Origin of the sequence: Phenylobacterium sp. LjRoot225 (genome assembly GCF_964252855.1) — a bacterium.
Taxonomy (GTDB): Bacteria; Pseudomonadota; Alphaproteobacteria; order Caulobacterales; family Caulobacteraceae; genus Phenylobacterium.
Genome location: NZ_CAXUPL020000001.1, coordinates 891284 through 915079 on the forward strand (window position 1 = coordinate 891284; position 23796 = coordinate 915079).

At 69.8% G+C, this 23796-nt stretch carries 19 protein-coding genes and 3 tRNA genes; 8 read left to right on the forward strand and 14 right to left on the reverse strand.

The features are described 5' to 3' along the window. The first annotated feature begins 227 nt into the window (after positions 1-227). A complete protein-coding gene (locus ACSQ2B_RS04300; RefSeq protein WP_436047658.1) occupies positions 228-2756 on the forward strand; it encodes an Ig-like domain-containing protein in 2529 nt (842 codons plus the stop codon). Between the two features lie 4 nt (positions 2757-2760). On the opposite strand, the gene mfd is transcribed toward ACSQ2B_RS04300, so the two are convergent. Both mfd and ACSQ2B_RS04310 read right to left on the reverse strand, forming a co-directional pair. Beyond that, positions 2761-6252, reverse strand: coding sequence for a transcription-repair coupling factor (gene mfd / locus ACSQ2B_RS04305; RefSeq protein ID WP_436047660.1), 3492 nt, complete (start codon positions 6250-6252; stop codon positions 2761-2763). Continuing rightward, entirely contained in the window at positions 6242-6532 is a 291-nt protein-coding gene (locus ACSQ2B_RS04310) for a succinate dehydrogenase assembly factor 2 (RefSeq protein WP_436047662.1), read from the reverse strand. The genes mfd and ACSQ2B_RS04310 overlap by 11 nt, the downstream gene beginning before the upstream one ends. Positions 6533-6616: 84 nt before the next feature. Between ACSQ2B_RS04310 and recG the strand changes: the two genes are divergently transcribed. Next, complete coding sequence (recG, locus tag ACSQ2B_RS04315) at positions 6617-8692, forward strand: ATP-dependent DNA helicase RecG (RefSeq protein WP_436047664.1); 2076 nt, start codon at positions 6617-6619, stop codon at positions 8690-8692. A 56-nt stretch (positions 8693-8748) separates the two neighbouring features. Here the strand turns inward: recG and ACSQ2B_RS04320 are convergent, their stop codons facing one another. From ACSQ2B_RS04320 to kdsA, 4 genes are read right to left on the reverse strand one after another with little or no spacing between them, the layout of a single operon-like run. Further along, positions 8749-9891 (reverse strand): DUF3089 domain-containing protein, encoded by a 1143-nt coding sequence (locus tag ACSQ2B_RS04320; protein WP_436047665.1) that lies wholly within the window; start codon positions 9889-9891, stop codon positions 8749-8751. A gap of 3 nt (positions 9892-9894) precedes the next feature. Further along, on the reverse strand, positions 9895-10896 hold the full coding sequence (rfaD, locus tag ACSQ2B_RS04325) for an ADP-glyceromanno-heptose 6-epimerase (RefSeq protein ID WP_436047667.1): 1002 nt from the start codon (positions 10894-10896) through the stop codon (positions 9895-9897). Then, positions 10893-12389, reverse strand: coding sequence for a D-glycero-beta-D-manno-heptose 1-phosphate adenylyltransferase (gene rfaE2, locus ACSQ2B_RS04330; protein ID WP_436047669.1), 1497 nt, complete (start codon positions 12387-12389; stop codon positions 10893-10895). Before rfaE2 ends, rfaD begins: the two co-directional genes overlap by 4 nt. 34 nt (positions 12390-12423) lie before the next feature. After that, complete coding sequence (gene kdsA, locus ACSQ2B_RS04335) at positions 12424-13281, reverse strand: 3-deoxy-8-phosphooctulonate synthase (RefSeq protein WP_436047671.1); 858 nt, start codon at positions 13279-13281, stop codon at positions 12424-12426. Between the two features lie 234 nt (positions 13282-13515). Here kdsA and ACSQ2B_RS04340 point away from each other — a divergent pair, with 234 nt between their 5' ends. The 6 genes from ACSQ2B_RS04340 (at position 13516) to ACSQ2B_RS04365 (ending at position 18818) form a co-directional block, all read left to right on the forward strand. Further along, a complete protein-coding gene (locus ACSQ2B_RS04340; RefSeq protein ID WP_436047673.1) occupies positions 13516-14520 on the forward strand; it encodes a cysteine synthase A in 1005 nt (334 codons plus the stop codon). Positions 14521-14531: 11 nt separating this feature from the next. Beyond that, complete coding sequence (gene sseA, locus ACSQ2B_RS04345; protein ID WP_436047675.1) at positions 14532-15374, forward strand: 3-mercaptopyruvate sulfurtransferase; 843 nt, start codon at positions 14532-14534, stop codon at positions 15372-15374. A gap of 5 nt (positions 15375-15379) precedes the next feature. Beyond that, positions 15380-16327 carry a hypothetical protein gene (locus ACSQ2B_RS04350; protein WP_436047677.1) on the forward strand — a complete coding sequence of 316 codons (948 nt, stop codon included), beginning with the start codon at positions 15380-15382 and terminating at the stop codon, positions 16325-16327. Between the two features lie 33 nt (positions 16328-16360). Continuing rightward, positions 16361-17521 (forward strand): cystathionine beta-lyase, encoded by a 1161-nt coding sequence (gene metC / locus ACSQ2B_RS04355; RefSeq protein WP_436047679.1) that lies wholly within the window; start codon positions 16361-16363, stop codon positions 17519-17521. A 118-nt stretch (positions 17522-17639) separates the two neighbouring features. Next, entirely contained in the window at positions 17640-18503 is an 864-nt protein-coding gene (locus ACSQ2B_RS04360) for a kinase (RefSeq protein WP_436047681.1), read from the forward strand. A gap of 96 nt (positions 18504-18599) precedes the next feature. After that, on the forward strand, positions 18600-18818 hold the full coding sequence (locus ACSQ2B_RS04365; protein WP_436047682.1) for a hypothetical protein: 219 nt from the start codon (positions 18600-18602) through the stop codon (positions 18816-18818). A 10-nt stretch (positions 18819-18828) separates the two neighbouring features. Here the strand turns inward: ACSQ2B_RS04365 and ACSQ2B_RS04370 are convergent. The 8 genes from ACSQ2B_RS04370 to glpX form a co-directional block, all read right to left on the reverse strand. Then, a tRNA-Arg gene (locus ACSQ2B_RS04370) sits at positions 18829-18905 on the reverse strand. Between the two features lie 12 nt (positions 18906-18917). After that, a complete protein-coding gene (locus ACSQ2B_RS04375) occupies positions 18918-19226 on the reverse strand; it encodes an ETC complex I subunit (protein WP_436047684.1) in 309 nt (102 codons plus the stop codon). 62 nt (positions 19227-19288) lie between these two features. Continuing rightward, positions 19289-19365: transfer RNA gene (locus ACSQ2B_RS04380), tRNA-Pro, on the reverse strand. A gap of 133 nt (positions 19366-19498) precedes the next feature. After that, positions 19499-20014, reverse strand: coding sequence for a DUF192 domain-containing protein (locus tag ACSQ2B_RS04385; protein WP_436047686.1), 516 nt, complete (start codon positions 20012-20014; stop codon positions 19499-19501). 101 nt (positions 20015-20115) lie between these two features. Beyond that, positions 20116-20715: a cold-shock protein gene (locus tag ACSQ2B_RS04390; RefSeq protein WP_436047687.1), complete on the reverse strand. Its 600-nt coding sequence runs from the start codon at positions 20713-20715 to the stop codon at positions 20116-20118. A gap of 144 nt (positions 20716-20859) precedes the next feature. Beyond that, positions 20860-20934: transfer RNA gene (locus tag ACSQ2B_RS04395), tRNA-Glu, on the reverse strand. A 62-nt stretch (positions 20935-20996) separates the two neighbouring features. Then, complete coding sequence (recJ, locus tag ACSQ2B_RS04400) at positions 20997-22796, reverse strand: single-stranded-DNA-specific exonuclease RecJ (RefSeq protein WP_436047689.1); 1800 nt, start codon at positions 22794-22796, stop codon at positions 20997-20999. 1 nt (position 22797) lies between these two features. Next, entirely contained in the window at positions 22798-23751 is a 954-nt protein-coding gene (glpX, locus tag ACSQ2B_RS04405) for a class II fructose-bisphosphatase (protein ID WP_436047690.1), read from the reverse strand. Between the last annotated feature and the right edge of the window lie 45 nt (positions 23752-23796).

Below are 23796 nucleotides of genomic sequence, written 5' to 3' on the forward strand. Positions count from 1 at the left end.
GAAACAGCGTGTCATAGTTGAAACTACAGACTTAGAGACCGGCTGAATATCGCCGCCGCCGAATGCTGGCAGCGATCCGGCCGTCACCAAGACCTCCGCGATCCGACATTTGATGTTGGCGTCCGCAGACTGACGTCTGCGCGCCCAGATCTCTCGACGCCGAGATTCCGGCGCAGCTCCCGCGGAACCGGTGAGGCCGGCCACCGCGCACAATCAGGCGCATTCCCATGGCAGCTCCCACCGTCACCGTCTTCATCGACGACACCAGTCTCGCCATCGGCCAGGCGGGCGGCGTCACCTTTACGTTCTCGGAAAGCGTGATCGACTTCAACAACACCGACCTCACCATCGCCAACGGCACGCTGACGGCCGTGTCCTCCAGCGACGGCGGGACCACCTGGACGGCGACCTTCACGCCGAGCGCCGGGATCACGGACGCGACGAACGTCATCGCGGTCGACATGAGCGGCGTTGCCGATTTGGCCACGGTGACGTTCGGCTCGGGCATCACCAACTCCAACAACTATGCGATCGATACGGTGCGCCCGACCGCCACCATCGTGGTCGCCGACACGGCGCTGAGGATCGGCGAGACCTCGCTGGTCACCCTCACCTTTTCAGAGGCCGTCAGCGGCTTCACGAACGCCGACCTGACGATCGCCAACGGCACGCTCACCGCCGTGTCGTCCGGCGACGGCGGGATCACCTGGACGGCGACCTTCACCCCGACGGCGGCGATCACCGACACGACCAACATCATCACCCTCGACAACACCGGCGTCGTTGACGCCGCCGGCAATGCCGGGACAGGCACGACGGATTCCAACAACTACGCCATCGACACGGTCCGCCCGACCGCCGCCCTGGTGGTCGCCGACACGGCGCTCTTGGCCGGCGAGACCTCGCTGGTCACCGTCACCTTCTCCGAGGCCGTCAGCGGCTTCACCAACGCCGACTTGACGATCGCCAATGGCACGCTGTCGGCCGTGTCGTCCAGCGACGGCGGGATCACCTGGACAGCCACCCTGACGCCGACCGCGTCAACCACCGACGCCACCAACCTCATCACCCTCAACAACACCGGCGTCGCGGATCTTGCCGGCAACGCCGGGTCGGGCACGACGGATTCCAACAACTACGCCATCGATACGGCCCGCCCGACCGCCGCCATCGCGGTCGCCGACACGGTGCTCTTGGCCGGCGAGACCTCGCTGGTCACCGTCACCTTCTCGGAGGCCGTGACCGGTTTCACCAACGCCGACCTGACGATCGCCAACGGCGCCCTCTCGGCCGTGTCGTCCAGCGACGGCGGAATCACCTGGACCGCAACCCTGACGCCGACCGCGGCGATCACCGACGCCACCAACCTCATCACCCTCGCCAACACCGGCGTCGCCGACGCCGCCGGCAACGCTGGTTCGGGCACGACCGATTCCAACAACTACGCGGTCTCTACGGTGCGGCCGACCGCCGCCATCGTGATCGCCGACGCCGCGCTGAGGGTCGGCGAGACCTCGCTGGTCACCGTCACCTTCTCGGAAGCCGTCACCGGCTTCACCAACGCGGACCTGACGATCGCCAACGGCGCCCTCTCGGCCGTGTCCTCCAGCGACGGCGGGATCACCTGGACCGCGACCCTGACGCCGACCACGGCGATCACCGACGCCACCAACCTGATCACGCTCGCCAACACCGGCGTCGCGAACGCCGCCGGCAACGCCGGGACCGGCACGACGGATTCCAACAACTACGCCATCGATACGGCCCGACCGACCGCCGCCATCGTGGTCGCCGACACCGCGTTGGCCGTCGGCGAGACCGCGTTGGTGACCCTCACCTTCTCCGAAGCCGTCACCGGCTTCACCAACGCCGACCTGACGATCGCCAACGGTACGCTCTCGGCCGTGTCGTCCAGCGACGGCGGGATCACCTGGACCGCGACCCTGACCCCGACCGCGGCGATCACCGACGCCACCAACCTCATCACCCTCGACAACACCGGCGTCGCGGACGCCGCCGGCAACGCCGGGACGGGCACGACGGATTCCAACAGCTATGCGATCGATACGACCACGCCGCCCCCGACGGACCTGCCGGGCTCCGGGCTCGCCGACGTCGTCGTCGGCAACGACTTGGACAACACCGTCGCGGCGGGAGCGGGCGATGATACGGCGAGCGGCGGGCTCGGAAGCGACAGCATCGCCGGGGACGACGGCGACGACGTCCTGCAGGGCAACGCCGGGAACGACGATGTCTTCGGCGGGATTGGGGCCGACGTCGTACGCGGCGGACAGGGCAGCGACCATGTCCAGGGCAACACCGGGGCCGACAATGTCTTCGGCGACAAGGGCGCTGACACCGTGCACGGCGGACAGGCCGACGACATCGTCCAGGGCGGCGAGGACGATGACTATGTCGCCGGCGACCTGGGCGACGACATAGTCCGAGGCGGTCAGGGAAACGACCAGGTTCTCGGCGGCGCCGGCGACGACTTCGTGTCCGGCGACAGGGGCGCGGACACCGTGACCGGCGGTCTCGGCGCCGACCTGTTCCACACCTTCGGCGGCGCGGGCCTCGACTACGTCGTGGACTTCAACCTGGCCGAAGGCGACCGGGTGATCCTGGACGCCGGCACGACCTACACCCTGGCGCAGGTGGGCTCGGATACGGTCGTCAACATGGACGGCGGCGGACAGATGGTCCTGGCCGGCGTCCAGCTCTCCACCCTGCCCCCCGATTGGATTGGGCTAGCTTAGCGCCCTACGCCGCCAGCTTGGCCAGCTCGGCCAGCACCCGCTCGGCGGCCGCCAGCCGCTGGGCCGGCGTCTCCCATTCGCCCTTCACCACCACCTTGTTGTCCGGCCGGATCCGCCAGGCGACCTGGTTCTTGCCGACGAACTGGACGAGCCCCAGCGGGTTCTTGAAGTCGTCGTTGCGGAAGCTGACGACGGCGCCCTTCGGGCCGACGTCGATCTTGGCGACATTGGCCTCGCGGCACAGCCCCTTGATCGCCACCACCTTGAGCAGCTGGTCGGCTTCCGGCGGCAGCGGGCCGAAGCGGTCGATGAGTTCGGCGGCCAGGGCTTCCCGATCCTGCGCCTTCTCGGCGTCCGACAGCCGGCGGTAGAGCGACAGGCGGACGTTGAGGTCCGGCACATAGTCCTCGGGGATCAGCACCGCCGCGCCGGTGTTGATCTGCGGCGACCAGCCCCGGTCGGCGTGCAGGGCCTCGGCCCCGGCCCGCTCGCGGATCTCGGCGACCGCGTCCTCCAGCATCTGCTGATAGAGCTCGACGCCGATCTCGCGGATGTGGCCGGACTGTTCCTCGCCCAGCAGATTGCCGCCGCCGCGGATGTCGAGATCGTGGCTGGCCAGCTGGAAGCCGGCCCCCAGGCTGTCCAGCGACTGCAGCACCTTCAGCCGTTTCTCGGCCGAGAGCGTGATCGGCTTCTCCGCCGGCGTCGTCAGATAGGCGTAGGCGCGGGCCTTGGAGCGCCCGACCCGGCCGCGGATCTGGTAGAGCTGGGCCAGGCCGAACATGTCGGCGCGGTGGATCACCAGGGTGTTGGCGGTCGGGATGTCCAGCCCGCTTTCGACAATGCTGGTCGCCAGGAGCACATCGTACTGGCCGTCGTAGAAGGCGCTCATCACCTCCTCGAGCTGGGTCGGCGCCATCTGGCCGTGGCCGACCACGAACTTTACCTCCGGCACCTGCTCGCGCAGGAAGCGCTCCAGGGCCGGCAGGTCGTTGACCCGCGGGGCGACGTAATAGGCCTGGCCGCCGCGGTACTTCTCGCGCAGCAGCGCCTCGCGGATCACCACCGGGTCGTAGGGGGTGATGTAGGTCCGCACCGCCAGCCGGTCGACCGGCGGCGTGGCGATGATCGACATTTCCCGGATGCCGCTGAGCGACATCTGTAGGGTTCGGGGGATCGGCGTCGCGGTCAGGGTCAGCATATGCACGTCGGCGCGAAGCTCCTTGAGCTTCTCCTTGTGCTTGACCCCGAAGTGCTGCTCCTCGTCGACGATCACCATTCCGAGGTTCCGGAAGCCGACCTGCTTGCCGAGGATGGCATGGGTGCCGACGACGATCTCGACCTCGCCGTTCTTCAGCTCTTCGCGGGTCTCGGCCGCCTCCTTGGCGGTGACCAGGCGCGACAGCCGGCGCACGCGCACCGGCCAGCCCTCGAACCGCTCGACGAAGGTCTTGTAGTGCTGGCGCGCCAGCAGCGTCGTGGGCGCCACCACAGCCACCTGCTGGCCGCTCATCGCCACCACGAAGGCCGCGCGCAGCGCCACCTCGGTCTTGCCGAACCCGACGTCGCCGCAGATCAGCCGGTCCATCGGCTTGCCGGAGCCCAGGTCGCCGAGCACATCGGCGATCGCCGCCAGCTGGTCGTCGGTCTCGTCGTAGGGGAAGCGGGCGCAGAACTCGTCGAAGACCCCATGCGGCGGATCGACCGCGTCGGTCTGCTTCATCGCCCGCTCGGCGGCGATCCGGATCAGGCCGTCGGCCATCTCGCGCAGCCGCTCCTTCGCCCGGGCCTTGCGCGCCTGCCAGGCCGCTCCGCCGAGGCGGTCGAGCACAACGCCTTCGCTGTCCGAGCCGTAGCGGGTCAGAAGGTCGATGTTTTCGACCGGCAGGTAGAGCTTGGACTCGCCGCCGTATTGCAGCTCCAGGGTGTCGTGCGGCGCGCCCTGGACGTCGAGGGTCTTCAGGCCGTCGTAGCGGCCGATCCCGTGGTCGATGTGGACGACCAGGTCGCCGGGCGTCAGCGAGGAGGCTTCCGCCAGGAAGTTGGAGGCGCGGCGCTTGCGCTTGGGCCGGCTGAGCCGGTCGCCCAGGATGTCGGTCTCGGAGACCACCGCCAGGGTGTCGGTCTCGAAGCCCTGCTCCAGCGGCAGCACTACGCGCTGCGGCGTCTTCGGATCCGCCGCCTTGGCCGCGTCCCAATAGGCCGCGTAGGGCACGCGCGTCAGGCCGTGGTCGGCCAGCATCGTCCCCAGCCGCTCGGAGGAGCCTTCCGACCACGACGCGAACAGCACCCGCTTGCCGGCGCCCGACAGCGCCGTGGCGTGATCGGCTGTCGCCTGAAAGAGGTTGACGCTGTCGAGCTTGCGCTCAGCCGAGAAGCTCCTGCCCTGGCGCGCGCCCATGTCGAGGACCACCTCGCCTTCCGCCTCGTTGAAGGCGGAGAAGCGGCGCGTCGGACGAACCGCCAGGGCTTCGCGCCATTCCTCCTCATCGAGGTAAAGCCTGGTGGGTTCCAGGGGGTGGTAGTGCAGCTTGCGCTCGGTCTGGGCGCGCGCCTCGTAGGCGTCGCGGATCATCGCCAGCCGTTCGTCACGGGACTCGCGGCTGAGATGGTCCAGCGCGATCAGTGCGTTCTTCGGCAGATAGTCGAAGAGGGTCGCCATGGAGGGATAGAAGAACGGCAGCCAGTGCTCCATGCCGGCGCGACGGCCGCCCTCGGAGACGCTGGCGTAGAGCGGATCATCGCCCGGGGCGCCGAAGGCTTCCAGGTAGCCGGTGCGGAAGCGGGAGATGGAGTCCGCGTCGACCAGGGCCTCGCTCACCGGCAGGAGGCTGACCTCCTTCAGCTGCTTGGTCGAGCGCTGGGTCTCGGGATCGAAGGCGCGGATGGATTCCAGGGTGTCGCCGAACAGGTCGAGGCGAACCGGCTCCTCGGCGGTCGGCGGAAAGACGTCGATGACGCCGCCGCGGATGGCGAATTCGCCGCGCTCCGAGACGGTGGAGGCGCGCTGGTAGCCGTTGACGGCGAAATAGGCCTCGAGGTCGGCGATCTCGACGCTGTTGCCGGCGCGGGCGGAATAGCTCGCGCGCTGCACCGACTTGACCGGCGGCAGGCGCTGGATCAGCGCCGGGACCGTGGTCACCAGCAGGCGGGGCGTCTTCTCGTCCAGGCCGTTCGCCAGGGTCGAGAGGGTCGACATCCGCTGGGCGGCGACGGCGGCCGAGGGACCGATCCGGTCGTACGGCAGACAGTCCCAGCCTGGAAAGAAGAGCAGATCGACGTTGGTGGCGAAGAATCGGAAGGCGTCGGCGAAGGCCGAGAGCCTCCCTGCGTCGCGGGCGACGAAGACCGACAGCCCCTTTCGCGCCCGCACCACGTCGGCCATGACCAGGGCGTCGAAGCCCTCCGGCGCACCCACCAGATCGAGGCGTCCAGGATCCTCGGCGACTCGCCGAAGCTGCGCCTGACTGGGTGGGCGCGAGCCGTCAGCCGCCATTTTCATCCCCACGCACTTCATGAACTTCGAATCGGAATGCTTTGATCTGACGCATCAAATCGCTATCCCATTCCGACGGGATGGGCGTTCGGTCGGAGATCCAGGCGTAGAGGTCGACGTCGGGGACTTCGAGCAGCCGCTCGAACTCGTCCAGTTGGTCGGGGGTGAACCCCGCGACATGCTTATCCGCAAACGGACCCAGGATGAGGTCCGCTTCCCGGAAGCCCCGCCGCCAGGCGCGGAACTTCAGCTTTTTCAGCCGTGCTTCATCTATGCTCATGAGAGGGACGCGATATAGAGCGCGCGCGGTCCGAGCGCCAGTGCGCTGGATCGCTTGGGACGCTAGACGGGCTATAGATCAAAGATGCGGCCCGAGATTCTGTTCCCGCTGTTTTCGCCCATAAGCACGCTGAAAGGCGTGGGGCCGCGCATTGCGCCCCTGCTGCAGAAGCTGGCGGGGCCGATCGTCCGCGACGTGCTGTTCCTCAAGCCGCATTCGGTCGTCCGCCGCACCCAGGCGCAGATCGCCCAGGCCCTCGACGGCGAGGTCATGACCTTCCAGGTGACGGTGGAGAGCTTCCAGCGTCCGCGCGGCGGCCAGCAGCCGTGGCGGATGCGGGTGTTCGACGACACCGGCTTCATGACCCTGGTCTTCTTCGGCAGTTTCGGCGGCCAGCTCGAACAGCGCCATCCGGTCAATTCGCGCCGCATCATCTCCGGCAAGGTGGAGGACCAGGGCTACGGCTGGCAGATGGTCCATCCCGACTACATGGTCGCGCCGGACAAGGCCGCCGAGGTCCCGGAGCTGGAGCCGGTCTATCCCGCAACGGCCGGGCTTCCCGCCCGCACCGTCCGCCGCTTCGTGGTCGAGGCCCTGGCCCGGGCCCCTGAGTTGCCGGAATGGCAGGATCCCGCCTGGCTCGCCCGCGAGGGATTCCCCAGCTGGCGCGAGGCGATGGGCCGGCTCCACGAGCCGTCGAGCGAGGCCGACCTGTCGCCCCAGGCCCTGCACATCAAGCGGCTGGCCTATGACGAACTGCTCGCCCAGCAGCTGGCCATGGCCCAGCGCAAGGCCGAGCGCCGGCGTCTTCCAGCCCCGACAATTGCAGCCAGCGGACTGGCCGAGGCGATCCGCGCCGACCTGCCCTTCGCCTTCACCGGCGCCCAGGACCGGGCGCTCGCCGACATCCGCGCCGACTTCGCCTCCGGCGAGCGGATGAGCCGGCTCATTCAGGGCGACGTGGGCTCCGGCAAGACCGTGGTGGCCATGTGCGCCATGGCCGACGTCGCCGGGGCGGGCGCCCAGACCGCCTTCATGGCGCCGACCGAGATCCTCGCGCGCCAGCACTACGAGACCATCGCCGCGCCGCTGGCCGCCCATGGCGTCGAGGCGATGCTGCTGACCGGCCGCGACAAGGGCGCCGCCCGCAGAGAGAAGCTGGCCGGCCTCGAGTCCGGCAAGGTGGAGATCGTCGTCGGCACCCACGCGCTGTTTCAGGACGACGTGGTCTTCCACCGCCTGCAGCTGGCGGTGATCGACGAACAGCACCGCTTCGGGGTGGCCGAGCGCCAGCGGCTGCTCGCCAAGGGCGAGGCGGTGCACGTCATGGCCATGTCGGCCACGCCCATTCCCCGCACCCTGGAGCTGACCCTCTACGGCGACCTCGACGTCTCGCGCATCGACGAAAAGCCCCCCGGCCGCACCCCGGTGGTCACCCGCGCCTCGCCCATGGCCCGGTTGCCGGAGGTCGAGGCCCGGCTGCGCGAGGCGACGGCCGCCGGCGCCCAGGCCTTCTGGATCTGCCCGCTGGTGTCGGAATCCGAACTGACCGACCTGGCCGCCGCCGAAACCCGGGCGGCCGAGCTGAAGGCCCGGCTGGGCGCCAGCGTCGGCCTGGTGCACGGCAAGATGCCGCCGGCGGCCAAGGACGCGGTGATGGCCGAGTTCGCCGAGGGCCGGCTCTCGGTTCTGGTCGCCACCACCGTCGTCGAAGTCGGCGTCAACGTGCCCAACGCCACCATCATGATCATCGAACAGGCCGAACGCTTCGGCCTGGCCCAGCTGCACCAGCTGCGCGGCCGCGTCGGCCGGGGCCGGCGGGAGAGCTCCTGCGTCCTGCTCTACGACCCGCCGCTCTCCGAGATCGCCCAGAAGCGGCTCGACATCCTGCGGCGCACCGACGACGGCTTCCAGATCGCCGAGACCGACCTGGAGCTGCGCGGCGGCGGCGATCCTCTGGGCCTGCGCCAGTCCGGCCTGCCCGCCTACGTCTTCGCCGACCCCTTCGCGCACCGCGACCTGATCGCCGCCGCCGGCGACGACGCCCGCCTGATCGTCGCGCGGGATCCGGAGCTCACCTCCGAGCGCGGCAAGGCCCTGCAGATCCTGCAGGAGCTGTTCGACTGGAAGGCCGGCCTGGCGCTGAAGGACGCGGGTTAGCGCTGCGATCTCCACGCGTTCATCCCGGTCTTCGCTCCGCAAAACGGGAAAGAGGCTCAGGGTGTGGCTTGCGGCGCTTCGCTCACGGCCGGCGGCCGCGCCGCCAGCGCCGCTACGCGGGCCAGGGCGTCGGCTTCGAGATCCGCGTAGAAGAGGTTCAGCCCCGGCACCCTGCGGCGGTCCGCCCAGTCGCCCTGGCGCTCCAGCGAGGCGGACTTCGGGCGGCTCACATAGAGCACGCCCCTCTGGCATCGCGCCGACACCTGGCGGGCCAGAAAGCCGGGCCGCGCCCCCCACTCCAGACCGGTGGCGTTGGCGGCGCCCAGGGCCAGCCGGGCCGGCGCGGGGTCGTCGGTCACCCGGCCGAGGATCGGGTTGAAGCAGAGCGCCGGGCGGTCATCCAGATTGACCAGCTCGCCGTCCGGCCCCCAGACCAGGGTCCGGTCGATGAGTGTGGACGCACGCTGCGCCTGGCCTTCCGGCACGCTGATCCAGGCGGCCAGGCAGCCGGGTTCGCCGCGACGCCGACAGGGCGGGATCGGCGGATCGTCCGCCGGGGCGGCGGTCTCGATCAGATAGGCGACGGCGAGCCGCTCGCGCACCGCCGGGTCCGCCGTCACCGCCTCGGCCAGCAGACGCTCGGCCAGCACGCCCCCCTGCTCCACGGCGACGATGACGATCGGCCGGCCGTGGTTGAAGCGGGCCAGATAGGTCCTGAAGGCGCGCTCGACATCGCCATAGGCGAAGGCGCGGGCGGCGCGGGCGTCCTCGCGCAGGGTGAGCAGGCTGTAGAGGCTGGCCTGGCGGTAGCGCGGCGCGAACACCCGGCCGACCTGCAGGAAGGGCCCGGCGTAGTTGGGCGCCATCACGCGCTTGAACACCCGCTCGGCCTTGGCGTCGTTGATCGGCCCGTTCCAATGGCGGCCGCCGTCGAAGGTGGTGGGCGAGATGAAGAAGATGTCGGCCGCGCCGTCGCCTGGCGCCGGCGCAGCGGGATGGGCCGGCAACAGCGCCCAGGCGTCCTGCCGCGCATAGTCGGGCGCAGGCGGCGGCTTATAGGTCTGAAACGGCGTCTTGGGGTCGAGCGCCGTCTTCATCAGATCGTCGAAAAACACGCCCGTCGCCAAGCCCAGCACCAGCGCCAGGCTCAGGATCAGCAGGGCGAGCCAGCGGATCGGATGCCTTCGGCCCTCGGGCATGGTTCAGCGATAGGGGTCGGGCTGGCTGAGGTAGCGCGAGACGTAGTCGTCGATCCCCTCTTCCAAAGGAGTCATCGGCTTCGCATAACCGGCGGCCTGCAGCCGGTCCATCTTGGCCTCGGTGAAATACTGGTACTTGTCGCGGATCGCCGGCGGCATCGGCGTGTACTCGATCGCCGGCTCCCGGCCCGCCGCCTTGAAGACCGCATCAGCCATGTCGGCGAAACTGCGCGCCGTCCCGCTGCCCAGGTTGAAGACGCCGTTCACCTGTGGATTGGCCATCAGCCACTGGGTCACGTCGGCCACGTCCCGGACATAGACGAAGTCGCGCTTCTGCCCGCCGTCCGGCACGTCGGCGCGGTAGCTCTTGAAGAGCTGAACGCTGTGGCCGCTGTGCACGTGCGGCCAGATCTGCGCCGCCACCGACTTCATCGAATTCTTATGCTCTTCGTTCGGCCCGTAGACATTGAAGAACTTCAGCCCCACCCACTGCGGCGGCGCGTAATCGCGGGCCGCCTGACGCACGGCGAACAGGTCGAACAGGGCCTTCGACCAGCCATAGGTGTTGAGCGGCCGAAGGCTCGCCAGCGCCTCGAAGTCGTTGTCGTCGTCGAAGCCGCCTTCGCCCGCGCCATAGGTCGCGCCGGACGAGGCGTAGATCAGCCGGCGCTGCCGGTCGGCGCACCAGCGGAAGAGGTCGCGGCTGAGCGTGAAGTTGGAATGGATGATCTTGTCGGCATCCGGCTCGGTCGTGGAGGAGACCGCGGCCATGTGGATCACCACCTCGACGTCGCGCCAGCGCTTCTCCAGCCAGTCGAACATCTCCTCCGGCGCCACGAAATCGCCGATCGGATGCTTGGCGATATTGCGCCATTTGCCGCGGTCGGCCTCACGCAGCCGGTCGCAGACCACCACGTCGAGGTCGCGGTCCTCGGCGAGGCGGGCGGCGATGTTCGAGCCGATGAAGCCCGCGCCGCCGGTGATGAAGGCGATCTTGCGGGTCATGCCTGCTCCTTATCGGTCTTGTTGTCCGCCTTGCCCTTGGTCATCCGGGCGATGGCGGCCGTGGTCGAATAGCCGTCGACGAGCTGGGCGAGCCTCACCTCGCCGCCCCAGGATTTCACCAGGTCGCCGCCGACCACCTGATCTTCCGCATAGTCGGCGCCCTTGATCAGAACGTCCGGCCGGGCGGCTTCGATCAACTTGATCGGCGTGGCTTCCTCGAACGGAACCACCAGGTCCACCGAACCCAGGCCCGCCAGCACCAGGGCGCGGGATTCCAGGTCGTTCACCGGGCGGCCCTCGCCCTTCAGCGCCCGCACCGAGTCGTCGGAGTTGAGACCGACGACCAGCCGGTCGCACCAGCTGCGCGCCTGGGCCAGGTAGGCCACGTGACCCTTATGCAGGATGTCGAAACAGCCGTTGGTGAAGCCCACCCGCAGGCCTTTGACGCGCCAGCGGGCGACCTCGTCGGCCAGCCGCTGGGCGGTGGCGACCTTGGCCTCCGCCGGGGCCATGTGGGCGGTGATGACCGCCTCGACCATCTCCTCGGGCGAGACGGTGGCGGTGCCGACTTTCGAGACCGCCACGCCCGCCGCCAGCTGGGCGAAGGCGATGGCGTCTTCGATCGGCGCCTCGGCGGCGAGCGCCAGGCCCAGCGCCGCCAGCGTCGTGTCGCCGGCCCCTGAAACGTCGAACACCTCGCGCGGCTGGGTCGGGAAGTGGCGCACCGAACGGCCGCGAACAGCCAGCGACATTCCCTTGCCGGCGCGGGTCACCAGGATCGCCTTGGCCTGCCAGAGCTCCAGCGCCCGGGCGAGCGCGGCCTCGACCTCGGCGTCGTCTCCGGTGGGCAGGTCGGTGGCGTGCGCCAGTTCCGAGGCGTTGGGCTTGATCAGGTCGACCGCGCCATAGCGGGCGAAGGAGCGCGCCTTGGAATCGACCACCACCTTCGCCCCCGCCGCCTTGGCGGCTTGAAGGCAGGCGGCGATCACGGCGTCGGTGACGACGCCCTTGCCGTAGTCGGAGAGGAGGATGACGCCGCAGCCGCCCGCGAGCCGGCGAACCGCGTCCACCACCCGCTGCTCGACATCGCCCGCTACGGGGCGGCTCTCCTCGAGGTCGACGCGCAGCAGCTGCTGGCCGCCGGAAATGAACCGGGTCTTGAGGGTCGTCGGCCGCCCGCCGTCAGAGACCAGATAGCCTTCCACCCCGGCCGCCCCGCCGACCAGCCGCTGGGCTTCGCGGCCTTCCGCGTCGTCGCCGATCAGGCCGGCGAGCGCCACCGCCCCGCCGAGGGCGGCGACGTTGCGCGCGACATTGCCGGCGGCGCCCAGCATCACCAGCTCGCGGGTGCGGGCGAGCACCGGGATCGGCGCTTCCGGCGAGACGCGGGTGACGTCGCCATAGACGAAACGGTCGACCATCAGGTCGCCGACGCAGGCTACGCGGCGGCCGGGAACCAGGCCCAGGAGGTGCTGGAGGGCGGAAAGGTCCATTTGTCCTAGCCTGTGCGGCGGGTCGGGCGCCGGGTCAAGCCGCTGCGCGGCGGCGCTTGGCGAGCGCGTCGAAGGCGAGAAGCTCGGCCATCAGCCCCTCGAACTGGCTCATCGGCACCATGTTCGGCCCATCCGAAGGGGCGTTGTCGGGGTCCGGGTGGGTCTCCATGAAGACCGCCGCCACGCCGACGGCGACCGCCGCGCGCGCCAGCACCGGCACGAATTCGCGCTGGCCGCCGGAGGTGGTCCCCTGCCCGCCCGGCTGCTGCACCGAGTGGGTGGCGTCGAACACGATCGGGCAGCCGATATCGGCCATGATCGGCAGGGCCCGCATGTCGGACACCAGGGTGTTGTAGCCGAAGGAGACGCCGCGCTCGCAGGCCATGACGTTGGGATTGCCGGCGGCCAGCACCTTGGCCACCACGTTCTTCATGTCCCAGGGGGCGAGGAACTGACCCTTCTTGACGTTCACGGCCTTGCCGGTGCGGCCGGCCGCCAGCAGCAGGTCGGTCTGGCGACAGAGGAAGGCGGGGATCTGCAGCACGTCGACCGCCTGGGCGGCCTCGGCGCACTGGTCGATCTCGTGGACGTCGGTGAGCGTCGGCAGGCCGGTGGCTTCGCGGATTTCGGCGAAGATCGGCAGGGCCTCGCGCAGGCCGATGCCGCGGGCGGTGTTCACCGAGGTGCGGTTGGCCTTGTCGAAGGACGTCTTGTAGATCAGCCCGATCCCCAGGCGGTCGGCGATCTCCTTCAGCGCGTGCGCGGTCTCCAGCGCGTGCTGGCGGCTTTCCAGCTGGCAGGGGCCGGCGATCACCGCCAGCTGCTCGGCCTGGCCGATGCGCACGGTGCGCTCGGCGGTCTTGATCTCGATGACGGCGTTGGGCTGGGTCACGGGTAAAGTCCTGAGGGCTCGTGGGGTAAGTGGCCTGCGCCGAGGCGGTTTGCAAATCCTCCCGTCATCCCGGCCGTAGCGAAGCGAAGAGCCGGGACCCAGGGGGTTCTGCAGTGCATTGGCCCCTGGGTCCCGGCTCGGCCTTCGGCCGTCCGGGATGACGGGAGGGTTTGGAGGCGGTGCGCGCCCTCCCCCCTCTATTCCGATCGCCCTCAGCATCTTAAGTAGCGGACCATGACGATCGCACAGAGCCTCATTGACGCCATCGGGAATACGCCGCTGATCCGCCTGCGCCGGGCCAGTGAGCTGACCGGTTGCGAGATCCTCGCCAAGGCCGAGTTCATGAACCCCGGCCAGTCCGTGAAGGACCGCGCCGCCCTGCACATCATCCGCGACGCCGAGGCGCGCGGCCTGCTACGTCCCGGCGGCGTGATCGTCGAGGGTACGGCGGGCAACACCGGCATCGGCCTGGCCATGGTCGGCAAGGCCCTCGGCTACCGGTCGGTGATCGTCATCCCGCGCACCCAGAGCCAGGAAAAAAAGGACGCCATCCGGCTCTACGGCGCGGAGCTGGTCGAGGTCGACGCCGTCCCCTACGCCAATCCGATGAACTATGTCCGCTATTCCGGGCGCCTGGCCGAGGAGCTCAATGAAACCGAGCCCGCCGGAGCGGTCTGGGCGAACCAGTTCGACAACGTCGCCAACCGCGAGGCCCACGTTCAGAGCACCGGCCCGGAGATCTGGGCCCAGACCGAGGGCAAGGTAGACGGCTTCATTTGCGCCGTCGGCTCCGGCGGCACGCTGGCCGGCGTCGCCCAGGCGCTGCGCGACCGCCGCCCGGGCGTGCAGATCGGCCTCGCCGACCCCTATGGCGCGGCGCTCTACAGCTACTACACGAGCGGCGAGTTGCACGCGGAGGGGACCTCGATCAGCGAGGGCATCGGCCAAGGTCGGATCACCGCCAACCTCGAAGGCCTGACGGTCGACCGCGCCTACCGGATTTCCGACGAGGAGATGCTGCTGGCGATCTACGACCTCGTCGAGCACGAAGGCCTGGTGATGGGCGGCTCGACCGGGATCAACCTCGCCGGCGCCATCCGCATGGCCAAGGATCTCGGACCCGGCCACACCGTGGTGACCATCCTCTGCGACCACGGCCAGCGCTACCAGTCGAAGATCTTCAACCCGCAGTTTCTCAAGGCGCGCGGCCTGCCGACGCCGCCCTGGTTCCCAGAATGAGCGACCCCGGCATGAGCGATCCGCTGGTCACCACCGCCTGGCTGGCGAAGCATCTTGGCGACCCCGACGTTCAGGTGATCGACGCCACCTGGTACATGCCGAACGAGGACGGCTCCGGCCGCGCCGACTACGCCGCCGGCCACGTCCCGGGCGCGGTCTTTTTCGACATCGACCAGATCGCCGACCACGCCGTCGACCTGCCGCACATGCTGCCCTCGCCCGAGGCCTTCGCTGCGGCCGCAGGCGCGCTGGGGCTGCGGCGCGAGGCGACGATCGTCGTCTATGACGCGCGCGGGATCTTCTCGGCGCCGCGGGTCTGGTGGACGCTCCGGGCCATGGGCTTTTCCAAGGTCTTCGTGCTCGACGGCGGGCTGAAGGTCTGGCGCGCCGAGGGCCGGCCGCTGGAGACGACGACGCCGTCGCCCGGCGCGACCCGGCTCGCCCCCGCCTTCGACCCCGCCCTGGTGCGCGATCTCGCGGCGGTGGAGGGCCATCTCGCCCGGCACAGCGCCCAGCTGGTCGACGCCCGCTCCGCCGGCCGCTTCCGCGGCGAGACCCCGGAACCCCGCGCCGACCTGCGCTCCGGCCACATGCCGGGCGCCCGCAACGTGCCCTGGAACGCGCTCGTCGGCGAGGACGGCCTGCTGAAGACCCGCGACCAGCTGCAGTCGGTGTTCGCCGCCGGCGGCGTGGATCTCGCCCAGCCCATCGTCACAACCTGCGGATCGGGCGTCACCGCCGCCCTGCTGGCGCTTGGCCTGGCCCGGCTCGGCCGCGAGGACGTCGCGGTCTACGACGGCTCCTGGAGCGAATGGGGCGGCCGCAGCGACACCGCCGTGGTCACTGGCGCCTGAGCGCCATGGACGCCATCGAAGCCCTATTTCGCTGCGCCGCCGAGGCGCACCGGCTGGGCCGCTATGGCGAGGCCGTCGAGCTTTACCGCGAGGTCCTGGGCCGGTCGCCGGGCCTGGAGATGGCCGAGGAGAACCTCTGCCTCGCCCTGCTGGGCGCCGGTGACCTGGGCGAGGGCTTTCGCCGCTACGACATCCGCTTCACCCGCGCCGTGGGCCGCGTGCCGAAGCCCACGCTCTCGTTTCCGGAATGGCAGGGCGAGCCGCTGGCCGGGCGTTCGATCCTGATCTGGATTGAGCAAGGCTTCGGCGACCAGATCATGTTCGCGCGCTTCGTCCCGGTGCTGGCGGCGATGGGGGCCGAGGTGAGCCTGCTGACGCCGCCGCCGCTGACCCGGCTGTTCGCGAGCCTGCCGGCGCGGCTGATCGAGGCGTCGGGCCAGGTAAGCCTTCCACGCCACGACTACTGGATCGCCGCAGGCTCGATCCCCGGCCGCCTCGGCGTCACCGAAGCCAGCCTGCCGCGCGACGCCTACCTGCCCGGCGCCTCGGGCGGATCGGGCCACGGCGTCGCCTGGCGCGGCGATCCGCGACATCCGACCAATCCCGCGCGCTCGCTGACGCCCGAGCACCGCGCCGCCCTCCAGGCCCTGCCCGGCGCCGTCAGCCTGTTGCCCGAGGACACCCGGGCCGGCGACTTCGCCGAGACCGCCGAGATGATCCGGGGCCTTGCGCGGGTGATCACCGTCGACACCAGCATCGCCCATCTCGCCGGCGCCATGGGCAAGCCGACCTGGCTGCTGCTGGCGGGCGAAAACTGCTGCTGGCGCTGGCAGGCCGGTCGCGAGGACAGCCCCTGGTATCCATCGATGCGGCTGTTCCGCCAGAGCAGGCCAGGCGACTGGGCGCCGGTCGTCGCAGCGGTCCAGGCGGCGCTGGCCGCCGAGCACGCTTGATCCGGCGGCGCCTCCGCCTCTAACTGCAGGCGCATGGACGACAAGACCCGACTGATCCGCGCCGGCGCGGTCCCGCAAACGCTCGCCAAGACCGTGGGGCCGCCGATCCAGCGCGGCTCGACCGTGCTGATGCCCAACGCCGCCTCGCTCTACGACTGGGACCAGGTGACCTATGGCCGGCAGGGCCTGGCAGCCCAGGCCGCCCTGCAGGACGCCCTGGCGGCGATGGAGCACGCCGTCGGCGTCGCCCTCTACCCCTCGGGACTGGCGGCGCTCACCGGCGCCCTGCTGGCCGTGCTGAAGGCCGGGGACCACCTGATGTTGGTCGACACCATCTACGCGCCCACCCGCCGCTTCTGCGACCACGTCCTGAAGCGCTTCGGGGTGACGGTCAGCTACTTCGATCCGCACGCGCCGCCGGAGACCCTGGTCGGCAAGGCGCCGCCGGCGACCCGGCTCATCCTCATGGAGAGCCCCGGGTCGCTGACCCTCGAGATGCAGGACATGACCCGCGTCGCCGAGCTCGCCCGGGCGCGCGGAATCCTGACCGCCTGCGACAACACCTGGGGCGCGGGCTATCTCTTCAAGCCGCTGCAACACGGGATCGATCTGTCGATCCAGGCCCTGACCAAATACGTTGGCGGCCATTCCGACGTCTTCATGGGCTCGGCCGCGGCCAGCGATCCGGCCCTGGTGCGCAAGCTCAACGACGGGATCCTGCATCTCGGCTGGGCGGTCTCGCCGGACGACGCCTACCTGATGCTGCGCGGCCTGCGCACCCTGCCGGCGCGGCTCGAACGCCAGGGCGCGAACGGTCTGCGCATCGCCGACTGGCTGGGCGTCCAGCCCGAGGTCGCGGCCCTCTACCATCCGGCGCTTCCTGGCGCCCCCGACCACGACCTCTGGAAACGTGATTTCAGCGGCGCGGCCAGCCTCTTCACCTTTGCATTGCAGCCCGGCCCCCAGGCGGCGGTGAACGCCTTCCTCGATGCGCTCGAGCTGTTCGGCCTGGGCTTCTCCTGGGGCGGTTTCGAAAGCCTGGCGATCTCCGTCGACCCTCAGCTGACCCAGCGGCGCGTCAAGCGCGCCTATCCCGGGCCATTGGTGCGGCTGCACGTGGGGCTGGAGGCTCCGGACGACCTGATCGACGACCTGCGGCGGGCGCTGGACGCCTACCGAGCGGCGATCGGCTAGCGCATTCGGCCCGCTTCCCTTGGGGTGCGCGACCACAAGGTGTTCGTGTGGTTCGTGTGGTTCGTGGATAAGACGGGTTGAACCTTCGCCGATCTGCGGCGAGCGAATGAAAGGGGCCGTGTTGGCCAAAGACTGGATCTCGAAATACATCGCCAAGGAGGGCCTCCCGAAGAGCTTCCGCGCCACCGTCCAGACGATCTGCGAGCCGCTGGCCGCGCGCCTCGCGCGCCTGCGCCAGGCCCGCAAGAAGGTCATCGTGGTCGGGCTGGCCGGACCGCAGGGCTCCGGCAAGTCGACGATCGCCGCGGCGACCGTACAGCTCCTGGAGGAGCGCGGCCTCACCGCCGTGGCGGTGTCGCTCGACGACTTCTACCTGTCCAAGTCGGCCCGCGAGCGGTTGGCGCAGGACGTCCATCCGCTGCTCGCCACCCGCGGTCCGCCAGGCACCCACGACATCGCCCTGGCCGGCGCGGTTCTGGAGCAGCTGCGGCGGCCAGGGCGGGTCGCCCTGCCCGCCTTCGACAAGGCCGCCGACGAGCGCGCGCCTCGCGCCGCCTGGCGCACGGTCGCCACCCCCGTCGACGCGGTGATCTTCGAGGGCTGGTGCGTCGGCTCCCGCGCCCAGGGCGCCGCCGCCCTCGCCCAGCCGGTCAACGCCCTGGAAACGGAAGAGGACCCGGACGGCCGCTGGCGCGGCTACGTCAACGCCCAGCTCGACGGTCCCTACCAGGAGCTGTTCACCAAGATGCACGAGCTGGTCTACCTGCAGCCGCCGAGCTTCGAGGTGGTGCTGGGCTGGCGCCAGGAGCAGGAGCGCAAGCTGGTCGCCCGCGCCGGCGCGGGCATGACGGACGCCGAGGTCGCCCGCTTCGTCGCCCACTACGAGCGGCTGACCCGCTGGATGCTCGCCGAACTGCCCGAGCGCGCGCGCCTGGTGTTTCCGCTCGCCGAAGATCGGACCCCGATCGCCCCCGACGACTGACGGAAGCTCTCCGCGCACGCGGGTATCCGATGCTACGTCCGCTTGCCTCGGTTGGGGTCATACTCCTCGCCTCACGGCGATCGGAGACTTGAGGCCATGGCCAACTTCAAGAAGCTGCTCCTGCCCAATGGCGAGTACAGCTACGTCAATGCTGACCTCGTCATTCGCACTGAGGCGAGCAGCGCCAGCACACCGGAGACCTGCCTGTATTTCACGACTGGCGAGCCGCTCATGGTGGCGGGCGCCCAGGATGAGGTCGCCCATCTTCTGAACGGCGAGTACCCCTCCGAGCTCGCCTTGGACGAAGAGGACTGATGGCGGAGGGTGGCGACCCCTGCAGGACTCGAACCTGCAACATCCGACTTAGAAGGTCGGCGCTCTATCCGGTTGAGCTAAGGGGCCGCATCGGGTCGCTCAGTGTGTCCAGGGGACCTTGCGGCCGAAGGCGAAGTTGTCGGCATAGGCCTTGATGATCCGCTTGGCGGGCTTCTCCTCGAACAGCTGGAAGGGGATTCCGTGCTGATCGGCGTAACGCACCGCCTCGTCCTTGGTCTCGAACGACAGCCGGACCTGGCTGGATTCGGTGTCGCTGGTCTGGGTCCAGCCCATCAGCGGGTCCGAACGGCGCGCGGCGCTGGGCTCGAATTCGAGCACCCAGTCCTTGGTCTTCGCCTTGCCGGACTGCATGGCGGTCTTGGACGGCCGAAAGATGCGCGCGAGCATGAAACCCCCTCAAAACCCGTCAGCCGGCGCCGTGGTCGGCCCAATCGTGGTCAGCCAAGTCGTGGTCGGGGCGGCAGGATTCGAACCTGCGACCCTCTGGTCCCAAACCAGATGCGCTACCAGGCTGCGCTACGCCCCGATTCCACAACTTTTCCAACACGTCCCGCGAGCACGCCGGCCAGGCGCTCCGCGACGGTTCGGGTGATAGCCGCATCTGCACCAATCGCCAACCGGCCGTGTGACATGGGCAGGCGTCGCCGCCGCTTTGGCCCCTATTGCGGGAAGATCCGGTGGATGACCTGATCGCCGGGCATGAGGCCGATCTGGGCGGCGCGTCCGCCCGCCAGCTCCAGCACGCCGCGAATCTGCCCGCCGGCCGGCAGCGGGGTCTCGTCGAGCGGCCGGGCGTTGCGCGCGATCGACAGCACCCGTCCGTTCGGCCGGATGTAGATGATGTCCAGCGGGATGAGGGTGTTGCGCATCCAGAAGGCGACGTTGTCGGTCGGCTTGCGGAAGTCGAACAGCATGCCGCGGTCTGCGGCTACGGCCTTGCGGCACATCAGGCCGGTCTCGCGTCGGGCGTAGGTGTCGGCGTCCTCGACCCTGAAGGCGAACCGGCCCTTGTCCGTCACCAGGGTCAGGGGCTGCAGCGGCTTGAGCTCGGCCTGGCCTGCACCGGCCGTGCAGGCGGGCGGAATGGCTAGCGGCGCCGCGAAGGCGCCCCCGGCGCTCACAAGAACGACGGCCCCAGCGATGAGGGCGCGCCGGCCGAATAGGAGGTTGAACAATCGCAGTCTCCGAACCGGCCTCGAGTCTAGAGCCCTTTAGGTTCGGATGGAATCATCAAGGCCGACCAGACGCGTTCTCTTCTGGGCAGTTGGAACGGGATCTAGGCGGACACCTCGATCTCGGCGACCACCAGCCCCTTCGGGCCCTCGGCGAACCGGACCAGGACGTCCTCGCCCGGCTGGAGGTCCTCCATGCCCGACCGGCGAAGCGTTTCGATGTGGATGAAGATGTCGCCGGGCTGGCCGTCGCGGACGACGAATCCGTAGCCCTTGGTGCGGTTGAACCATTTCACCTTGGCGGGCTCCAGCGGCCCGCTGGGCTGGATCAGCCGCCGCGGCCGCGGCGGCATGCTGCTGAAGCTCTCCCGCTCCCGGCGGGGATTGTCCTCGCGCACCCGGCGCTCTCCTGGCGGCGCGGCGGAGGTTTCGTCCAGGTCGACCACCTCGGCGACCTGCCAGCCCTTGGCGCGGCGAACCGCGTCACAGATGATGGTGGAGCCTTCCAGCGCGTTCTCGCGGCCCGAACTGCGCAGGCAGGTGACGTGCAGGAGGACGTCCTTCAGGTCGGTCCGGTCCGGTTCGTCCGGCACGATGAAGCCATACCCCTTCGCCGCATCGAACCACTTGATGCGGCCGGTGATCCGCACGCTCGGCGCCGACGTATCGACCTGCTCGACCTGCTCGACTTCGTACCCAGCCATGTGCCCCTCGGCCCGTTACCCCCCGATCACCATCGGAAAAGGCCAACTATAACAGTGTTCGTGGAAACGGACGGCCGTCAATGGGGTTTTGCGCGGCGGCGCACGGCCGCCGCCGCTTTGGCGGGCAGTTTGGGGAGGATCGCGTGGCAGTCCCTAGGGGAGTCGAACCCCTCTCTCCAGGTTGAAAACCTGGCGTCCTAACCGATAGACGAAGGGACCGCGGCGCGGAGGGCGGCTCTATAGCCAGCTTGTGCGGAGGCCACAAGCCCCCCGATCAAACATTAGACACGACGCGGGTCTGCGACGTCTTCGATCTCGAATTGTACGCCTTCCCGGCCCTGCCAATCGTCCGGCTTCAGACGGCCGGAGACATGAATCGCCCCGCCTTCCTGCAGCAGCCGCCGGCCCATCTCCGAATCCTCGACTCGCCAGGCGACCGCCTTCAGCTTGCCGCCGGTGCGGTCCACCAGGGTGCAGCGGACATGGCCGCCGCGCAGCGCCATCGGCCGCTCGACCCGCACGTCGGCGATGGCGAACAGCGGTTCGGGATTGCCGGGGCCGAAGGGCGCCAGTTGCTGGAAATCCTGCCACAGGCCGCGATCGCAGCCGGCGGTGGTGACCACGGCGTCGATCTCCAGGCCGTCGGCCGCGGTGGCGGCCTCGGTCTCGCCCGCCAGCCGCTCGCAGAGGAACTCACGAAGCTCGGGGATGGTGTCCGGCCGCACCGACAGGCCCGCGGCCATGGCGTGGCCGCCGCCGGCCAGCAGCAGGCCCTCCTCGTAGGCCGCCTGGACAGCGCGTCCAAGATTGACCCCCGGCTGCGAGCGGCCCGAGCCCTTGCCGACATTGGCCGCGCGATCGACGCCGATCACCAGGGTCGGCTTGCGGTAGCGCTCGCGCAGCCGGCCGGCGACGATGCCGATGACGCCCGGGTGCCAGCCGTCGGCGGCGACCACCAGGACCGGGGCGTCCGCCTGGTTGCTTTGGCGGTCGATCATCAGCACGGCGGCCTCGACGACCTCGCGCTCGACCTCCTTGCGCGAGGCGTTCAGCGCGTCGAGCTCCTCGGCCAGCGCCTTCGCCTCCTCCGGATCGTCGGTGGACAGGAGGCGCGTCCCAAGGTCGGAGCGGCCGATCCGCCCGCCGGCGTTGATTCGCGGGCCGAGCACGAAGCCGACATGGAAGACCGAGGCCGGCCCCTGGCTCTTGGCGACCTCCAGGAGGGCCTTCAGGCCCGGGTTGCGCCAGCCGGACATCACCTTCAGCCCCTGGGCCGCCAGCGCGCGATTGAAGCCCACCAGCTGGGTCACGTCGCAGATGGCGCCCATGGCGGCGAGATCGAGCCACTGGCGCAGGTCCGGCTCGGGACGGTCGCCGAACAGGCCGCGCCGCCGCGCCTCGCGGTTCAGGGCGGCCAGCAGCACGAAGGTGACGCCGGCCGCCGCCAGATGTCCCTGGCCGGAGAGGCAGTCGGGCCGGTTGGGGTTCACCAGGGCCGCGACCTTGGGGATCTCGTCGCCGCGCATCAGGTGGTGGTCGATGACGACCACGTCCAGGCCGATCTCGGCGGCGCAGGCCAGGGCGTCGTGCGCCGCGGCCCCGCAGTCGACGGTGACGACCAGCTCGGCCCCGTCCGCCTGCAACTGGCGGAAGGCCGCCGGCGACGGCCCGTAGCCCTCGGCGACACGGTCCGGGACGTAGATCGAGATCTCATGGCCCATCACCCGGAACCAGCGCACCAGCTGGGCGGCGGACGAGGCGCCGTCGACGTCGTAGTCGGCGAACACCGCTACCGGCCGCCTGCGCTCCAGGGCGTCGACCAGGACGGCCGCAGCCTTGTCCATGTCGGTGAAGCAGGACGGGTCCGGAAACAGCGCCTTCAGCGTCGGGTTGAGGTAGTCGCGGCCCTCGTCCAGGCCGACCCCGCGCGCGGCCAGGGCGCGGGCCAGCGGCTCGGAGAGGCCCAGGTTCAGCTGATGGCGCCGCACCAGCTCCAGGTCATGGGCCCGCTCGCGCCAGGCGCGACCGGTGAGCGAGCGATGGACGCCGAGGTAGGCGGAGGGGACGGCGCCGTCGGCCATCCTAGGCGGGCCGCCGCATCCGGACTTCGCGCACGGTGTGCGTGGCGGAGTTCATCACCAGCGAATGGGTGTGGACGAAGCCGTCCTTCAGCCTGACGCCGTCGAGGATCGCGCCCTTGGTGACGCCGGTGGCGGCGAAGATGGCGTCGGCGCGGACCATCTCGTGCAGGTCGTACTTCTTGTCGAAGTCCACGATGCCGACCTTGCGGGCGCGGGCCCGCTCGTCGGCGTTGCGGAACACCAGCCGGCCCTGGAACTGGCCGCCGACGCACTTCAGCGCCGCGCAGGCCAGCACGCCCTCCGGCGCCCCGCCCTGCCCCAGGTAGAGGTCGATCCCGGTGTCCGGGTCGGCCGTGTTGATGACGCCGGCCACATCGCCGTCGCCGATCAGGGCCACCCGGGCGCCCGCGGCGCGCACCGCGGCGATGATCTCGGCGTGGCGGGGCCGGTCGAGGATGCAGACGGTGATCTCCGAGGTCGCCACCCCCTTGGCCTTGGCCAGGGCTGCGACGTTCTCGGCCGGCGTCTTGTCGAGGTCGATCAAACCCGGGGGAACGCCCGGCCCACAGGCGATCTTGTCCATATAGGTGTCGGGCGCGTTCAGCAGGGTGCCGCGCGGCGCCCAGGCCATGACGGCCAGCGCATTGCCCTTGGCCTTGGCGGTGAGCGTCGTGCCCTCCAGCGGATCGAGCGCGATGTCGATCTTGTGCTTGCCGCCCAGGCCGACCTTCTCGCCGATGTAGAGCATCGGCGCCTGGTCGCGCTCGCCCTCGCCGATGACGATCTCGCCGTCGATCTCGATCTCGTTCAGCGCCGTGCGCATGGCGTCGACGGCCGCCTGGTCGGCGGCCATCTCGTCGCCACGGCCGACCAGGCTGGAGGCGGCGATCGCGGCGATCTCGGTCACTCGCACCGCGGCGAGGATCAGGCTGCGGTCGAGAACCATCTCGCTCATATTCCTACTGTTCTCCCGCAGGCGAAGGCGGTGCAACACGCAACC

What these genes read in the sequence shown, in the direction of transcription:
- ACSQ2B_RS04300 (WP_436047658.1), top strand. Translation starts at nt 228, where the DNA reads ATGGCAGCTCCCACCGTCACCGTCTTCATCGACGACACCAGTCTCGCC.
- mfd (WP_436047660.1), bottom strand. Translation starts at nt 6,252, where the DNA reads ATGGCGGCTGACGGCTCGCGCCCACCCAGTCAGGCGCAGCTTCGGCGA.
- ACSQ2B_RS04310 (WP_436047662.1), bottom strand. Translation starts at nt 6,532, where the DNA reads ATGAGCATAGATGAAGCACGGCTGAAAAAGCTGAAGTTCCGCGCCTGG.
- recG (WP_436047664.1), top strand. Translation starts at nt 6,617, where the DNA reads ATGCGGCCCGAGATTCTGTTCCCGCTGTTTTCGCCCATAAGCACGCTG.
- ACSQ2B_RS04320 (WP_436047665.1), bottom strand. Translation starts at nt 9,891, where the DNA reads ATGCCCGAGGGCCGAAGGCATCCGATCCGCTGGCTCGCCCTGCTGATC.
- rfaD (WP_436047667.1), bottom strand. Translation starts at nt 10,896, where the DNA reads ATGACCCGCAAGATCGCCTTCATCACCGGCGGCGCGGGCTTCATCGGC.
- rfaE2 (WP_436047669.1), bottom strand. Translation starts at nt 12,389, where the DNA reads ATGGACCTTTCCGCCCTCCAGCACCTCCTGGGCCTGGTTCCCGGCCGC.
- ACSQ2B_RS04340 (WP_436047673.1), top strand. Translation starts at nt 13,516, where the DNA reads ATGACGATCGCACAGAGCCTCATTGACGCCATCGGGAATACGCCGCTG.
- sseA (WP_436047675.1), top strand. Translation starts at nt 14,532, where the DNA reads ATGAGCGATCCGCTGGTCACCACCGCCTGGCTGGCGAAGCATCTTGGC.
- ACSQ2B_RS04350 (WP_436047677.1), top strand. Translation starts at nt 15,380, where the DNA reads ATGGACGCCATCGAAGCCCTATTTCGCTGCGCCGCCGAGGCGCACCGG.
- metC (WP_436047679.1), top strand. Translation starts at nt 16,361, where the DNA reads ATGGACGACAAGACCCGACTGATCCGCGCCGGCGCGGTCCCGCAAACG.
- ACSQ2B_RS04365 (WP_436047682.1), top strand. Translation starts at nt 18,600, where the DNA reads ATGGCCAACTTCAAGAAGCTGCTCCTGCCCAATGGCGAGTACAGCTAC.
- ACSQ2B_RS04375 (WP_436047684.1), bottom strand. Translation starts at nt 19,226, where the DNA reads ATGCTCGCGCGCATCTTTCGGCCGTCCAAGACCGCCATGCAGTCCGGC.
- ACSQ2B_RS04390 (WP_436047687.1), bottom strand. Translation starts at nt 20,715, where the DNA reads ATGGCTGGGTACGAAGTCGAGCAGGTCGAGCAGGTCGATACGTCGGCG.
- recJ (WP_436047689.1), bottom strand. Translation starts at nt 22,796, where the DNA reads ATGGCCGACGGCGCCGTCCCCTCCGCCTACCTCGGCGTCCATCGCTCG.
- glpX (WP_436047690.1), bottom strand. Translation starts at nt 23,751, where the DNA reads ATGAGCGAGATGGTTCTCGACCGCAGCCTGATCCTCGCCGCGGTGCGA.